Consider the following 14571-nt stretch of genomic DNA (forward strand, 5'->3'; position numbering starts at 1 on the left):
GGGACCTGGCATTTTGGTGTACGTGACGACCGCTCTGCTCGACCTCGTCCTGCCGCCGCGCTGCGCCGGGTGCGACGCGCCCGGCGTGCTCGTCTGCGCCCGCTGTACGGCGGAGCTGCGCGGCGAGCCCGCCCGCCGGATGCCGGTCCCGTCCCCGCCCGGCCTGCCCGACTGCTGGTCGGCCACCGTCTACGCCGGAGCCGCGCGCCGGGCGATCCTCGCCTACAAGGAGCACGGCCGCACGGCCCTGGCCCACCCGCTGGCCGGGGCCCTGGCGCTGGCGGTCGGCACCGCCGTGGGCGGGCACCCCGTGGTCCTCGTCCCGGTGCCCAGCGCCCGCCCGGCCCTGCGGAGGCGCGGGCACGATCCGGTGGCCCGGCTGGCCGTGCTCGCGGCCGGCTACCTCCGGGCCGCGGGCTGGCCCGCGAGCGCGGCGCAGGTGCTGGCCCAGCGTCGCCGGGTCGCCGACCAGGCGGGGCTGAACGCGATCCAGAGAGCCGAGAACCTCTCCTCGGCGTTCCGCCTCGCCCCCGGGAGCGGCGCGTCCATGGCGGCCCTCCTGGAGAGCGGGACGGTGATCGTGCTCGTCGACGACGTCGTGACGACCGGTGCGACGCTCGCGGAGGCCGCGCGGACGCTCCGCGCGGCGGGCGCCGAACCGGCGGTCGCCGTCACGGTGGCGGCGACACGCCGACGGGGGCGGGCGCGCGACGATCACTCACGGTAAAAGGCGGGTCAAGTATCGGTCCCGCCCGCGGACCCCGCCTCCGTGTCCCAATCGCAGCTCCGGTGCCCTTTGGAGGACATGAGAAGGCTTCACGTAAGGGATGGCGCATGGCGGAAGCGGTCATCTCCGGCGCCCCGAACCCCTGGATGAATCACCCAAAGTGATCCTCGGGACGGTTGCCAGGCTGACATTCGGTCGCGATACGGATAGCGTCGAGACATGGCACCCGCCCGGGTCCGTGGTTGCACCGGATCGACTCCCGCAAGGGGGCCGGTCCGGCTAGCCGATGCCAGCCGCAGGCGAAACGGTCCACGTAAGGCGACTTTTTGTCGACCGATCACGGTGCGGCTTAGAGGTAAGTCCTGCCTTCCCGAGGAGCCAGATGTTCCTCGCCAGAAGAGAAGGGCAGTAGTGGCAAAGAGCTGCGAGACCCTCAGCAGGCGGATGTGGGGACGAAGACCAGGTCGGCCGGGCGGGTGCCGCAGCAGTACCACAGTCGAGAGCCTAAGGGGGGCTGTGCATGGACATCATCGTCAAGGGTCGGCACACCGGAGTGAGTGACCGATTCCGCGACCATGTGACGACCAAGCTGGCCAGGATCGAGCGTCTGGACCAAAAACTCATCCGCGTCGACGTGGAGGTGTCCAAGGAGCGCAACCCGCGCATGGCCGATCAGCGTGAGCGGGTCGAGCTCACCATCCACTCCCGCGGTCCCGCGGTCCGGGCGGAGGCCTCGGCCGAGGACCGCTTCTCCGCCCTCGACATCGCCCTCGGCAAGCTGGAGGGCAGGCTCCGGCGCCTGGCCGACCGGCGCAAGGTGCACCACGGCACGTCGGTCGCCGAGCTGACCGCCACGGCGGTGGCCGAGTCCTTCGAGGCCGACGGCGCCGGGATCCGGCTGCAGACGGCCGAGGAGGAGCCGGAGGCCGGCGGCGAGGTCCTCGAGGACAAGACCATCGTCCCGATCGAGATGGAGGGCGACGGCCCCCTGGTGGTCAGGGAGAAGTTCCACAAGGCCGACCCGATGACCATCGACCAGGCCCTCCTGGAGATGGAGCTGGTGGGCCACGACTTCTACCTCTTCCGCGACAAGGAGAGCGGCCTGCCCAGCGTCGTCTATCTGCGCAAGGGCTACAACTACGGCGTGTTGCGGCTCGTGGAGCCCTGACCGCAGCGTTCGAAGATCCTCTCCGACCAACCCGAGGACCCTGAACCCGTGTAATCATGGCGGTCCAACGGCTCTGGCCCCCCGAGGAGGAGGCGTGACGGAACCCGACGAGGCGGCCCGCGCTGCCGAGCGCGGCGACCCGATCCGCGTGCTGATCGTCGACGATCACGCGCTGATCCGCCGCAGCCTGGAGATGGCTCTGGCCGCGGAGGCGGACATCGAGGTGGTCGGCGAGGCGAGCGACGGTCAGGAGGCGGTCGAGCTCGCCGACCGCCTCACCCCCGACGTCGTGCTCATGGACGTCCGGATGCCCCGGCGCAGCGGCATCGAGGCCACCCGCGAGATCAAGGCCTCCGCGCCGAGCATCCGGATCATCATGCTGACCGTGAGCGACGAGGAGGAGGACCTCTTCGAGGCGATCAAGGCGGGGGCCACCGGCTACCTGCTGAAGAACGTCCAGCTCGACGAGGTCCCCGAGGTCGTACGCGGCGTCCATGAGGGGCAGTCGCTCATCAACCCGGCGATGGCCACGAAGCTCATCAACGAGTTCGCGACCATGAGCCGGAAGGAGGCCGAGCGGCCTCCCCAGCTCCCCGTCCCCCGGCTGACCGACCGGGAGATGGAGGTGCTCCGCCTGGTGGCCAAGGGGATGAACAACCGCGAGATCGCCAAGCAGCTGTTCATCTCCGAGAACACCGTGAAGAACCACGTCCGCAACATCCTGGACAAACTCCAGCTGCACTCGCGGATGGAAGCGGTGGTCTACGCGGTCCGGGAGCGGATGCTCGAGATCACCTGACCGCGCGGCGGCCGGGTCCCGGCCGCCGCGCGGCCCGCGGCGCCCCGCAGGTCAGGGGATCGCCGCGGCGAGGGCCTGGCGGAGGGCGGGCTCGGCGCGCTCGACGCGGACGGCGTCGCAGCCGACCCAGCCCGCCGCCTCGCGCAGGGCCTCGGCCAGCGGCTCGACCGCCCTGCGCGGGTCGATCCCCGGCTCGACGCCGATCTGGCGGGCGACCAGGGTGGAGCCCTCGCGCGCCGGGTCGACCCGGCCGATCAGCCGCCCCCCGCTCAGCACGGGCATCGCGAAGTAGCCGTGGACGCGCTTGTCCTTGGGGACGTACGCCTCCAGGCGGTGGTTGAAGCCGAACACGCGGGCGGTGCGGGCGCGGTCCCAGACCAGCGAGTCGAACGGCGAGAGCAGCGTGGTCCGGTGGCGGCCCCGGGCCGGGGTCGCCAGCGCCGCCGGGTCGGCCCAGGCCACCGCCGAACGACCGGTCCAGCCCTCGACCCGCACCTCGGCGAGTCCCGCGGCGCCGTCCGCCAGCGCCGCGTCGAGCAGCGCGGCGTGCGGGCCGGTCAGGCGGAGGAAGTCGACGAGGTCGGCCCGGGTGGCGACGCCGAGGGCGCGGCCGGCCGTGCGGGCGAGGCGGGCGACGCACTCGGCGTCGGCAGGGTCCTCGGCCAGCAGGGCGGCGGGCACGGCCCGCTCGGCGAGGTCGTAGACGCGGCGCCAGCCGACGCGCCGGGTGCAGACCACCTCCCCGGTGTCCAGCAGCCACTCGATGGCGATCTTGGTGTCGGACCAGTCCCACCAGGGGCCGCCGTTCTTGGCGCCGCCGAGGTCGGTGGTCGTGACGGGGCCGCTCTCGCGCACCTGCTCCAGCACCTTGTCCACGACCGGCGGGACCTCGTGCCAGCGGTACTTCCGCTCCCGGAACGCGCGCCGCCGGAAGGCGTAGAGGGGCCAGTCGTCGAGGGGCAGGATGCAGGCGGCGTGGCACCAGTATTCGAAGGCGCGGGGCGGGACGTCCCAGTAGGCCTGCTCGACCTGCCGCCTGCCGACCGCGCCGAGACGGGCGTAGGCGACGAGCTCGTGGGAACGGGCCAGCACGGAGATCGTGTCGAGCTGGACGGCGCCCAGGCGGCGCAGGGCGGCGGAGGCGCCGCCGCGGCGGGCGTCGGCGCCCAGGAGACCCTGGGCGCGCAGGATGATCCGGCGGGCCTCGTCGGCGGGGAGCGTGACCGTCACGGCCGCCCCCCGCGGGGATCCAGGAGGGAACGATGAAAACACCGCATCAGCATGAGGCGAGGCTAACGCCTCACACCGACGAGAACACTACGGCGGTGTTCCGGTCAGCCGAGGACGCCCTCCTGCCGTCCGGCCCGGGTGCGGGGGGCGTCGACGACGACGTCGCCGAAGGCGCCGAAGGCCAGTAGCAGGACCCCGCCCAGCGCGCACACCGCCGCGCCCAGCCAGAAGACGAACCAGTCGGGACCGGCGGTCAGCCCGACGCCCCCGATGGCGAAGCCCAGCACGCTCACCGTCACGGCCAGCCAGGAGGAGGCCCTGCCTCCGTGGCCGCCGCCGGAACCCCCGTGCCCCCGGTCGCCGTGGTCGCCGTGGTCTCCGTGGCCGTCACGGCCGCCGTGGTCTCCGCGGTCTCCGCGGTCTCCGTGGTCTCCGCGACCGTCGCGGCCGTGGCCGCTCCCGTGGCCGGTCTCGGGCGCTGGGCCGGGTGCGGTCTCGGTCACGTTCCACGTCTCCTCGTGCAGGGTGGCGCGTCCGCCGTCTTTTTCGTGCGATGTGCGACAGCAGGCGACCTACCCCTCCACGCTGGGCCGTACTCCCCGCGAAGGGGACGCGGGAACGCTCCGGGAACACCGCGGCCGCGGGGCGCGTCATCCATGGTGGATGTGTCCGGTGGTGGAACCGCCTACGATGGCAGCGGAGAACCATGTCTCGTCCTCATCCGGGCCTGTCCGGCCGCGGAAGACCTGCGAGGAGCTTTACCTAAAGTGCCAGCCTTTCTCGACAAGATTCTTCGCGCAGGCGAAGGCAAGCTTCTGCGTAAGCTCAAGCGGATCGCCGACCAGGTCAATTCCATCGAGGACGACTTCACGAGCCTCACCGACGCCGAGCTGCGCGCGCTCACCGAGGAGTACAAGCAGCGCCACGCCGACGGCGAGTCCCTCGACGATCTGCTTCCCGAAGCCTTCGCCACCGTCCGCGAGGCGGCCCGCCGCGTGCTGGGCATGCGCCACTTCGACGTGCAGATCATGGGCGGGGCCAACCTGCACATGGGCAACATCTCCGAGATGCGCACCGGTGAGGGCAAGACCCTGACCTGTACGCTCCCGACCTACCTCAACGCGCTGTCCGGCAAGGGCGTGCACGTCATCACGGTCAACGACTACCTGGCCAAGCGCGACGCGGAGGAGATGGGCCGCGTCCACCGCTTCCTCGGGCTCGAGGTCGGCGTGATCCTGGCCAACATGCCGCCGGACGAGCGCCGCAAGCAGTACAACGCGGACATCACCTATGGCACGAACAACGAGTTCGGCTTCGACTACCTGCGCGACAACATGGCCTGGTCGCTGGAGGAGTGCGTCCAGCGCGGCCACAACTTCGCGGTCGTCGACGAGGTCGACTCGATCCTCATCGACGAGGCCCGGACCCCGCTGATCATCTCCGGTCCGGGCGAGCAGTCCGGCAAGTGGTACGGCGAGTTCGCCAAGATCGTCCCCCGGCTCCGCAGGGGCACCGAGGGCAAGGACGGCGAGGAGAGCACCGGCGACTACGCCGTCGACGAGAAGAAGCGCACGGTCGGCATCTTCGAGTCCGGCGTGGAGAAGGTCGAGGACTGGCTCGGCATCGACAACCTCTACAAGCCCGAGCACACCCACCTGGTCGGCTTCCTCAACAACGCGCTGAAGGCCAAGGAGCTCTACAAGAAGGACAAGGACTACATCGTCGTCGACGGCGAGGTCCTGATCGTCGACGAGTTCACCGGCCGCGTCCTGCACGGCCGCCGCTACAACGAGGGCATGCACCAGGCCATCGAGGCGAAGGAAGGCGTCAAGATCAAGGACGAGAACCAGACTCTCGCCACGATCACGCTGCAGAACTACTTCCGCCTCTACGAGACGCTCGCCGGCATGACCGGCACCGCGGCCACCGAGGCCAACGAGTTCCACCAGACCTACAAGCTCGGCGTCGTCCCGATCCCGACCAACCGCCCGATGATCCGCAAGGACCAGCCGGACGTGGTCTACAAGACCGAGGACGCCAAGTTCCAGGCCTGCGTCGAGGACATCGCCGAGCGTTACGAGAAGGGCCAGCCGGTCCTGGTCGGCACCACGAGCGTGGAGAAGTCCGAGCGGCTGTCCAGGGAGCTCAAGCGCAGGGGCGTCAAGCACGAGGTGCTCAACGCCAAGAACCACGCGCGTGAGGCCTCCATCGTGGCCGAGGCGGGCCGCAAGCACGCCGTCACCGTCGCCACCAACATGGCCGGCCGCGGCACCGACATCAAGCTCGGCGGCAGCACCGAGTTCCGCGCCGACCAGGAGCTGCGCAGCCGCGGCCTGGACCCGGTCGAGACGCCGGAGGAGTACGAGAAGGCCTGGGCCGAGGCGCTGGAGAGGGCCAAGGCGGCCGTCAAGGCCGAGCACGAGGAGGTCACCGAGCTCGGCGGCCTCTACGTCCTGGGCACCGAGCGGCACGAGTCGCGCCGCATCGACAACCAGCTCCGCGGTCGATCCGGCCGGCAGGGCGACCCGGGCGAGTCGCGCTTCTACCTCTCGCTCGAGGACGACCTGATGCGCCTGTTCAACTCGGCCCGGGTCGAGATGATCATGACGCGGCTGAACATCCCGGACGACGTCCCGATCGAGTCGGGCATCGTCTCCAAGGCCATCGCCTCCGCCCAGCACCAGGTCGAGCAGCAGAACTTCGAGATCCGCAAGAACGTTCTGAAGTACGACGAGGTCATGAACCGGCAGCGCAAGGTGATCTACGCCGAGCGCCGCCGCGTGCTGGAGGGCGCGGACCTGCACGAGCAGATCCGCGGCTTCGTGGGCGACGTCATCGACGACTACATCGCCGGTGCCACCGCCGAGGGCTTCGCCGAGGAGTGGGACCTCGACAAGCTGTGGAAGGCGCTCGGCCAGCTCTACCCGATCACCCTCACCGTCGACGGCGTCGTCGAGGAGGCCGGCAGCCGCGAGGAGCTGTCCGCCGGGTTCCTCGCCGAGAAGGTCAAGGCCGACGCCCTGGCCGCCTACGACCGCCGCGAGGAGGAGCTCGGGCCGGAGGCCATGCGCGAGCTGGAGCGCCGGGTCATCCTGTCGGTCCTGGACCGCAAGTGGCGCGAGCACCTCTACGAGATGGACTATCTCCAGGAGGGCATCGGCCTGCGCGCGATGGCCCAGCGCGACCCGCTGATCGAGTACCAGCGCGAGGGCTTCGACATGTTCTCCCAGATGCTCGAGGGCATCAAGGAGGAGTCGGTCGGCTACCTGTTCAACCTCGAGGTCGAGGTGCAGACCAGCCCGATCGTCGAGGAGGCGGCGGCCGACGAGGACGAGTCGGTCGCGGAGGCCCGCTCCATCATCGCCCGCGGTCTGCGCGGTCCGCAGCGGCCCAGCGAGCTGCAGTACACCGCGCCCGGCGAGACCGGCGAGGTGGAGCACACCCGGGTCAGCACGAAGGAGGAGCGGGACGCCTACGGCGACGTCGAGCGCAACGCCCCCTGCCCCTGCGGCTCCGGCAAGAAGTACAAGCGCTGCCACGGCGACCCGAAGCACGCGGGGGCCTGATCCTGCGGCCACGGGACATCCGGTGAGCCCGGCGTCCGGGCGGTAGGAGAGCGGCCGGTGGCGGCGGCGGACTTCGGTCCGCCGCCGCCATCCGTGTTCTCCGTCAGCCTCTGCCGGGGTCGGCGCCCGTGCGGATCCGCACTGCTCGCGTGTCCCGGTCCGGTTCGGCGTCCGCGCGTACGTGCGCCGCCCTCCTGTCCCCGCCCGGTTCGGCGCCCGCCCGCGGTCTCCGGCGCGCACCGGCGGCCGGGGCCGCCGTGGCCACGGCGAGCACGACCAGCCCGCAGCCGGCGACGAGGAGCCAGCCGGGACGCGCCGCCTGAGTGAGCTGCGCGGGCGGGGTGTCGGCGATGACGCCGCCGGCGACGGCGATGCCGAGGGCCGAGCCGAGCTGGCGGGCGGTGGAGGTGATCCCGCCGGCGACGCCTGCACGGGCGGACGGCAGGCCGCTGACCGCGGTGTTGGTGATCGGCGCGTTGGCGAACCCGAATCCGACGCCGACGAGGAGGCAGGCGAGGGAGAGCGACCGGACGTCGGTGTGGTCGCCGGTGCCGACGAGGCAGAGACCGCCGGCCGTGATGAAGCCCCCCGCGAGCAGCAGCGGCGGGCGCGCGCCGAAACGTCCGGTGAGCACCCCGGAGAGCGGCGCGCAGACGGTCGCCGCGACGGCCATCGGGAGCGTGACGACCCCCGCGGCCAGCGGGGTCATGCCTCTGGCGTCCTGGAGGTAGAGGGTGGTGAGCAGCAGGGTGGCGCTGAGGGCGACGAAGACGGTGACCGCGCCGACGACGGCGGCGGCGAACGGCGGCCGGCGGAGCAGCCGGGGATCCACGAGCGGCTCGGCGCGTCGCGACTCGATCCGTACGAAGGCGGCGGCCGCGACGGCGGTGACGACGCAGCCGGCGACCGCCGCGGGCGAGTCCCACCCGATGTGCGGCCCCTCGATCAGCACGGCGACCGCTCCCCCGACCACGACGGTCAGCAGCAGCTGCCCGGGGCCGTCGAACCGGCGCGGCCGTTCCGCGCGGGACTCCGGCACGAAGACCGCCGTCAGCGCCAGGGCCACGGCGACGATCGGCACGTTGATCCAGAAGACCGACCGCCAGCCGAACTCCGAGACCAGCGCGCCGCCCACGACGGGTCCGGCGGCCATGCTGGCGCCGAAGACGGCCGCCCACACGCCGATCGCGCGGGCCCGCTCCCTCGGCTCGGTGATCACGTTGACGACGATCGCGAGCGCCACCGGGCTGAGCATCGACCCGCCGACCCCCTGCACCGCGCGGGCCGCGACCAGCACGCCGACGGTCGGTGCGAGCGCGCACGCCGCGGACGCGGCGCCGAAGACGGCCAGCCCGAGCCGGAACACGCGCCGCCGTCCGATGCGGTCGGCCAGCGCGCCGGACGAGATGAGCAGGCCGGCCAGCACGAGCGTGTACGCGTCGACCACCCACTCCAGCCCGCGGGTCCCCACCTGCAGGCCGGCGCCGATCGACGGCAGGCCGACGTTCACGGCCGTCGTGTCCAGCCCGACCAGGAACAGGCTCAGGCAGCAGACCGCCAGCACCGTCCAACGCCCAGGCACGCCGGATTCCGTTTTCATGATCACTCCTCACATGGCGCCGCGCAGACGCTCGCGGCCTCGGGGCCCCGCGGGCCCGGATGACAATGTCGGGCCGCCGGGAACGGATCGGGTAGGAATTTTGCGAAGATTGCAAAGAACCCGCGGGCCCGGCCAGACTGCCGGGCATGGACGCCGAACTGGAGCAGACGCTCGCCGCCATCGGTCCGCGCCTGCGCGCGCTGCGCCGTGACCGCGGCATGACCCTTGAGGCGCTGTCGGCGGCGACCGGCATCTCGGTCAGCGGCCTGTCGCGGGTCGAGTCCGGCAGGAGACGCCCGACCCTCGAACTCCTCATACCGATCGCGCGGGCGCACCGCGTCGCGCTCGACCGGCTCATCGCCGCCCCGGCGACCGGCGACCCGCGGGTCCACCTGACCCCGCGGCGGCACCGCAACGGGAGCGTCCTGGTGCCGCTGACGCAGTATCCGGGCCGTCTGCGGGTCTTCAAACAGGTGATCGCCCCCAAGCCCCGCAAACTCGTCACCCACGCCGGCTACGAGTGGCTCTTCGTCCTCGCGGGCGAGCTGCTGCTGGTGCTCGGGGAGCGCGAGCTCACGCTCCGCCCCGGCGAGGTGGCCGAGTTCGACACGGCCGAGCCGCACTGGTTCGGCCCGAGCGGCGACACCCCCGTCGAGATCCTCCACATCTTCGGCCCGCAGGGCGACAAGGCCCGGGTGCGTGCGCGCCCGGCGGCTCTCCGGCGCCACGAGCCCGGCTGAGCGCCCACGCCGCTTCCTGACCCGGGCCGCTTGCTGACCCGGGCGGTGGATCCTCCCGCGGGACACTGCTCCCGCGGGGCTCCCGGCCCCCGGTACGGGGGCCGGGAACGGCGAGTCAGGGGGTCGTCTCGAAGTCGGTGCACAGCCATTGCACGCCCCGGCGCTCCAGCCTGAGGGCCAGCCCGCGGGAGCGCTCGCCGCAGCGTACGAGCACGCACATCTCCACCGCCCCGTCCCGGGGCTGGGAGACGTGCGGCGCGCCCACCAGCGGGGGCCGGGGACAGTCGATGATCTTCCCTGTGCGGATCAGTTCCGCGTGGGCTCGGCGGGTCAGGTGGCGGGCGACGCTCGCCGGGGGCCGTCGTCCGGCCAGGATCTCGGCCACCGCCTGCGCCAGGGCCCGCAGCCGCCGCTCGTCCGGGGCCGCGCCGGGCGGCCCCCAGACCAGCGGCCGCCGGATCGCGGGGGCGGCGGGCTCCGGCTCGTGGGCGAGGGCGAGGGTGCCCTGCACGTACGGCGGAGCGGCCGGAGACGTGCGGACGGCCCGCTCGTCGTCGCCGGGCGGCTCGGCCAGGGGCGACGGGGCGATCCGGGGGAGTGGCACGGGGGACGGCGCGGGGGACATGGCGACTCCGGTTCGAAGGGTCGGTGCGGAACTGACACCTCTAGGAGTTTCCGGTCCCCCGCCCAGATACGTCGCGCACCAGCTTTCCGGAGAACCGCGGCCGTTCCGTCCGTTGTGCGGAGAAGATCGCCTCAAGCTGGAGTGGTTCCCGCCCACAGGGAGACGGGTTCCGGACGCGTTCGCGGTTTCCGGAGGATGACCGGAACCGGTTTCACGGAGTCGGCCGGGGTTCCCCGGAGGAGAGGGCCGGAGGACGGTGGGGTTCCCGGGAGGGGGCGGTCAGGAGCCGGCGGCTCCGGGCGCGCGGCCCGGCGACGCATCGCCGGAGCCGCCGGGGCCATCGGAGTCCATGTCCGGCTCGGGCGCGCGGCCCGGCGACGCGTCCCCGGAGCCGCCGGAGTCCATGTCCGGCTCGGGCTCGCGGCCCGGCGTCATGATGTCCAGGCGTCTGATCAGGAAGCCGAACACCGCGTAGTAGACCACCGCGTAGACCAGTCCCATGGCGATGAGGACCGGCACCCCGTGCGCGTTCGGGGCGGTGCCGTACAGGCCGAGGTCGATCAGGCCGGAGGAGAAGCCGAAGGCGAGCTTGGCCCCCAGCGCCGAGGCGACGGCCAGGGAGACGCCGGTCAGGACGATGTGCGCGACGAACAGGACCGGCGCCACGAAGATGAAGGCGAACTCGATCGGCTCGGTGATCCCGGTGAGGAAGGCGGTGAGCGCGGCCGAGACCATGATGGAGCCGACCGCGGTGCGCCGGTGCGGCGGGGCGGCCCGCCAGATGGCGATCGCCGCGGCGGGCAGGCCGAACATCAGGACCGGGTAGAAACCGGCCTCGAAGCCGCCGTAGCCCTGGACGCCGTTGTTGAAGCAGACCAGGTCGCCCGCGAGCCGCTTGCCGGTCTCCGTCACGCAGGCGGGGACCTGGGTCCAGACGATGTTGTTGACGATGTGGTGCAGGCCGAGGGGGAGCAGCGCCCGGTTGACCATGCCGTAGACGCCGGCTCCGAGCGTGCTGTTCTCGGCGAGCCAGACCCCGAAGGCGCGGACCCAGCCGCCCAGGACGGGCCAGACGAAGCCGACGGCCACCCCGATCACCAGTCCGGCGAAGGCGGTGAGGATCGGCACCAGGCGGCGGCCGCTGAAGAACGCCAGCGCGGTGGGGAGCTTCGTCCGGTGGAAGCGCTGCCAGAGGGTCGCGGAGACCAGGCCCATGGCGATGCCGCCGAGCACCCCGGTCGGGTTCTGCGCGCCGAGGTCGAGCACGATCTTCGGTACGCCCGGGGTGGCCGGGTCGAAGACCTGCGTGGTGATCGACTTCTTCAGGCCGTCGTCGAACAGCGTGAAGAACATCTTCATGCTGACGGCGTGGAAGACGAGGTAGCCGACGAGCCCGGCCAGCGCGGTGGAGCCGTCGGCCTTCCGGGCGAACCCGATGGCCACGCCGATCGCGAACAGGACGGGCAGGTTGTCGAAGAGGGTGCCGCCCGCGGTGCCGAGCACGTGGGCGGCGTCGTCGAGGAAGGCGTTGTCCGTACGGCCCAGCAGGTCGTCCTGGCCCAGCCGGAGCAGCAGACCGGCGGCGGGGAGGACCGCGATCGGGAGCATGAGCGAGCGGCCCAGCCGCTGGAGCGCGCCCATCACGGCGGAGCCGGGACCCGGTCCGGACCCGGACGCCGCCGCGCCCGCTGAGGTGGAGCTCATCGATTGCCTCCAGCGTGCAGATCCCCGCCCTCGGGCCGGGAGCGTGTGACCGGGTGTTTCCCCGGTGGGCGGGCGGGGCCGGGAGGGGCGGGGTCAGGCGCGGCGCGCCGGCGTCTCCAGCACCGTGCGGAGCTGGTAGCGGTCGGCACGGTAGGTGGAGACGCCGAGTTCGGCGCAGACGCCCCCGGCGAACGAGCGCCGCTGGAGCAGCAGGACGGCCCCGCCGCGCGGCAGCTTCAGCAGGTCGGCGTCGCCGGGGTCGGCGATGCCCGCGTCGATGGTCAGCTCGCCCGCGTCGAGCATCAGCCCGTAGCGGGTCTCCAGCAGGGCGTAGAGGGAGCGGCCGGTCAGGTCGTGGGCGGCGAGGTCCGGCGCGAGGGAGACGGGGATGTGGGCCCGCTCGATGCACATGGGTTCACCGGCCGCGGTGCGCAGCCGCTCGATGAAGTGCACCTCGTCACCCGCCTGGATGCCCAGTTCCCTGGCCAGGTGGGCGCTGGCGCGCACCACCCGGCGGTCCAGGTCGCGCGAGCCGGGCTCCATGCCGCGGGCGCGCATCTCGTCGCTGAACGAGGTCAGCCGGAGCGGCATCTCGATCTTGGGCCGGGCCACGAAGGTGCCCTTGCCCGCGACGCGCTGCAGCCTGCCCTCGGAGACCAGGTGGTCGACCGCCTGCCGTACGGTCATGCGGGAGAGCCCGAAGCGCTGGCAGAGCTCGCGCTCGGACGGGATCGCCGTGCCGATGGCCAGTTCGTGGCTGTCGATGAGGTCGAGCAGGATCTCGCGGAGCTGGAAGTACTTCGGGATCGGGCTGTCCGGATCGATCTGCGCCATGGGATTCCGCCCCCTCTCGATATGGAATGTCTGATGGGCTATGGTTCGTACTGGTCTAGTCCGGACTAGACCACAGGCCGGAAAAGGGTGTCAACGTACGGACCGGCGACGGATCGATAACGGCCCGATCGCGCCTGTCCGAGCCGAAGGATGAGCGCGAGATGACGACCAAGATGCGCAGCGAGATCGCCGAGCAGCCCGCTGCGTTGCAGGCCACGCTGGACGCCCTTCTCCCCAGGGTCGGGGAGGTGGAGCGCCTGGCGCGGGAGACCCGGCAGCTGCTGTTCGTCGCCCGTGGCACCTCCGACAACGCCGCAGTCTACGGCCGATACCTCGCCGAGGCGCACACGGGCCGCCTGTCCACCCTCGCCGCCCCCTCGATCGCCACCACCTACCGGCGCCGGCTCGACCTCGACGGCGTGCTGGCCGTCGGCCTGTCCCAGTCGGGCCGGACCGAGGAGATCGTCGAGACCCTCGCCTGGGCGAAGGACTGCGGCGCCAGGACCGTGGCGATCACCAACGGCGGTGAGGAGAGCCCGCTGGCGCAGGCCGCCGACCTCGCCCTGTGCACCCTGGCGGGCGAGGAGAAGGCCGTCCCGGCGACCAAGACCTACACCACCCAGCTCGCCGCGCTGGCCGTGCTCGGCCTCGGTCTGGGCGCCGACGTCGACCCCGGCGACCTGCGGCGGGTCCCCGAGGCCGTGGAGAAGCTGATCGGGGACCCGGGCGACCTGGACGACGTCGTGGAGGGGCTGGCGGACAAGCCGGGCGTCGTGGTCTCCGGCCGCGGGCTGGCCTTCTCCACCGCCCTGGAGACGGCGCTCAAGCTGAAGGAGGCCTGCTACCTGCACGCCATGGGCCTGTCCTACGCCGACCTGCTGCACGGCCCGATCGCCGTGGTGGACGCCGACACTCCGGCGATCCTGGTCGCGGCCGGGGACGGCCCGACCCTGGACGGCACGGTGGCGCTCGCCGAGCGGGTCGTCGGCGCCGGCGCCGCGGCCTTCACCGTGGGCGGCGGCCCCCGGCTCGCGGCGGCCGGCACGGCGGCGCTGAACGGGCCCGACCTGCCCGAGTGGGTCGCCCCGCTCGGCCTCGTCGTCCCCGGCCAGCTGCTCACCGAGGCGCTCTCGCGGCGGCTGGGGATCGACCCCGACGCGCCGCGCGGCCTCAACAAGGTGACCCAGACGGACTGACGCCCGGACCTAGTCTGGTCGGGGACCGTCGAAGCAGGAGGACGACATGGCGGCAGACGCCGACGCGATCATCGCGGGGCTCGGTGGCGCGGAGAACATCATCGACATCGAACCGTGCATCACCCGGCTCCGGACCGAGGTGCGCGACGCCTCGAAGGTCGACCAGGCCGCGCTGCGGGCGGCCGGCGCCCACGGGGTCATGGCCGCGGGCAACGTCGTCCAGGTGGTGGTGGGGCCCCAGGCCGACACCATCGCCGGGGACATCGAGGACATCATCGGCTGAGGGCCCGGCGGGGGCCCGCTCCGGCGGGCCCGCCCGGAGCCGCCGGGGGCCGCCCGGACCGTCGGGGCGGCTGGACCGTCGGGGTCCGCCCGGACCGCC

The 14571-nt window shown here is 72.4% G+C and carries 13 protein-coding genes; 7 read left to right on the plus strand and 6 right to left on the minus strand.

Going from position 1 to position 14571, the window contains the following annotated elements; all coding sequences use genetic code 11:
• The first annotated feature begins 22 nt into the window (after positions 1–22).
• From HS048_RS09505 to HS048_RS09515, 3 genes are all read left to right on the plus strand, one after another.
• A complete protein-coding gene (locus HS048_RS09505) occupies positions 23–727 on the plus strand; it encodes a phosphoribosyltransferase family protein (RefSeq protein WP_307832405.1) in 705 nt (234 codons plus the stop codon).
• A 520-nt stretch (positions 728–1247) separates the two neighbouring features.
• A complete protein-coding gene (hpf, locus tag HS048_RS09510) occupies positions 1248–1895 on the plus strand; it encodes a ribosome hibernation-promoting factor, HPF/YfiA family (RefSeq protein WP_068894575.1) in 648 nt (215 codons plus the stop codon).
• 94 nt (positions 1896–1989) lie between these two features.
• Complete coding sequence (locus HS048_RS09515; RefSeq protein ID WP_189235314.1) at positions 1990–2694, plus strand: response regulator transcription factor; 705 nt, start codon at positions 1990–1992, stop codon at positions 2692–2694.
• A 51-nt stretch (positions 2695–2745) separates the two neighbouring features.
• Here the strand turns inward: HS048_RS09515 and HS048_RS09520 are convergent, their stop codons facing one another.
• On the minus strand, positions 2746–3924 hold the full coding sequence (locus HS048_RS09520; protein ID WP_196466721.1) for a winged helix-turn-helix domain-containing protein: 1179 nt from the start codon (positions 3922–3924) through the stop codon (positions 2746–2748).
• 104 nt (positions 3925–4028) lie between these two features.
• On the minus strand, positions 4029–4427 hold the full coding sequence (locus HS048_RS36985; protein ID WP_230880788.1) for an HGxxPAAW family protein: 399 nt from the start codon (positions 4425–4427) through the stop codon (positions 4029–4031).
• Between the two features lie 264 nt (positions 4428–4691).
• Between HS048_RS36985 and secA the strand changes: the two genes are divergently transcribed.
• A complete protein-coding gene (gene secA, locus HS048_RS09530) occupies positions 4692–7490 on the plus strand; it encodes a preprotein translocase subunit SecA (RefSeq protein WP_068894578.1) in 2799 nt (932 codons plus the stop codon).
• A gap of 103 nt (positions 7491–7593) precedes the next feature.
• Here the strand turns inward: secA and HS048_RS09535 are convergent, their stop codons facing one another.
• Complete coding sequence (locus tag HS048_RS09535) at positions 7594–9090, minus strand: MFS transporter (RefSeq protein WP_196466722.1); 1497 nt, start codon at positions 9088–9090, stop codon at positions 7594–7596.
• Between the two features lie 146 nt (positions 9091–9236).
• On the opposite strand from HS048_RS09535, the gene HS048_RS09540 reads away from it, so the two are divergent.
• Positions 9237–9830, plus strand: coding sequence for a helix-turn-helix transcriptional regulator (locus tag HS048_RS09540; protein ID WP_068894579.1), 594 nt, complete (start codon positions 9237–9239; stop codon positions 9828–9830).
• A gap of 115 nt (positions 9831–9945) precedes the next feature.
• Here the strand turns inward: HS048_RS09540 and HS048_RS09545 are convergent, their stop codons facing one another.
• From HS048_RS09545 to HS048_RS09555, 3 genes are all read right to left on the minus strand, one after another.
• Positions 9946–10455: an Rv3235 family protein gene (locus HS048_RS09545; protein ID WP_068894580.1), complete on the minus strand. Its 510-nt coding sequence runs from the start codon at positions 10453–10455 to the stop codon at positions 9946–9948.
• Positions 10456–10734: 279 nt separating this feature from the next.
• Positions 10735–12159, minus strand: coding sequence for a PTS transporter subunit EIIC (locus HS048_RS09550; RefSeq protein WP_196466723.1), 1425 nt, complete (start codon positions 12157–12159; stop codon positions 10735–10737).
• A gap of 93 nt (positions 12160–12252) precedes the next feature.
• A complete protein-coding gene (locus tag HS048_RS09555; RefSeq protein WP_068894581.1) occupies positions 12253–12993 on the minus strand; it encodes a GntR family transcriptional regulator in 741 nt (246 codons plus the stop codon).
• 161 nt (positions 12994–13154) lie between these two features.
• On the opposite strand from HS048_RS09555, the gene HS048_RS09560 reads away from it, so the two are divergent.
• On the plus strand, positions 13155–14189 hold the full coding sequence (locus tag HS048_RS09560) for an SIS domain-containing protein (RefSeq protein ID WP_068894582.1): 1035 nt from the start codon (positions 13155–13157) through the stop codon (positions 14187–14189).
• 46 nt (positions 14190–14235) lie between these two features.
• On the plus strand, positions 14236–14472 hold the full coding sequence (locus HS048_RS09565) for a glucose PTS transporter subunit EIIB (protein WP_068894583.1): 237 nt from the start codon (positions 14236–14238) through the stop codon (positions 14470–14472).
• Positions 14473–14571 lie beyond the last annotated feature (99 nt).

Source organism: Planomonospora sp. ID91781, assembly GCF_015711595.1.
In the GTDB taxonomy this organism is placed as follows: domain Bacteria; phylum Actinomycetota; class Actinomycetes; order Streptosporangiales; family Streptosporangiaceae; genus Planomonospora; species Planomonospora parontospora.

Bases quoted from the DNA above. Each gene is read 5' to 3' on its own strand.
- HS048_RS09555 (WP_068894581.1), bottom strand. From the start codon at position 12,993: ATGGCGCAGATCGATCCGGACAGCCCGATCCCGAAGTACTTCCAGCTC.
- HS048_RS09545 (WP_068894580.1), bottom strand. From the start codon at position 10,455: ATGTCCCCCGCGCCGTCCCCCGTGCCACTCCCCCGGATCGCCCCGTCG.
- HS048_RS09535 (WP_196466722.1), bottom strand. From the start codon at position 9,090: ATGAAAACGGAATCCGGCGTGCCTGGGCGTTGGACGGTGCTGGCGGTC.
- HS048_RS09565 (WP_068894583.1), top strand. From the start codon at position 14,236: ATGGCGGCAGACGCCGACGCGATCATCGCGGGGCTCGGTGGCGCGGAG.
- HS048_RS09550 (WP_196466723.1), bottom strand. From the start codon at position 12,159: ATGAGCTCCACCTCAGCGGGCGCGGCGGCGTCCGGGTCCGGACCGGGT.
- hpf (WP_068894575.1), top strand. From the start codon at position 1,248: ATGGACATCATCGTCAAGGGTCGGCACACCGGAGTGAGTGACCGATTC.
- HS048_RS09540 (WP_068894579.1), top strand. From the start codon at position 9,237: ATGGACGCCGAACTGGAGCAGACGCTCGCCGCCATCGGTCCGCGCCTG.
- HS048_RS09560 (WP_068894582.1), top strand. From the start codon at position 13,155: ATGACGACCAAGATGCGCAGCGAGATCGCCGAGCAGCCCGCTGCGTTG.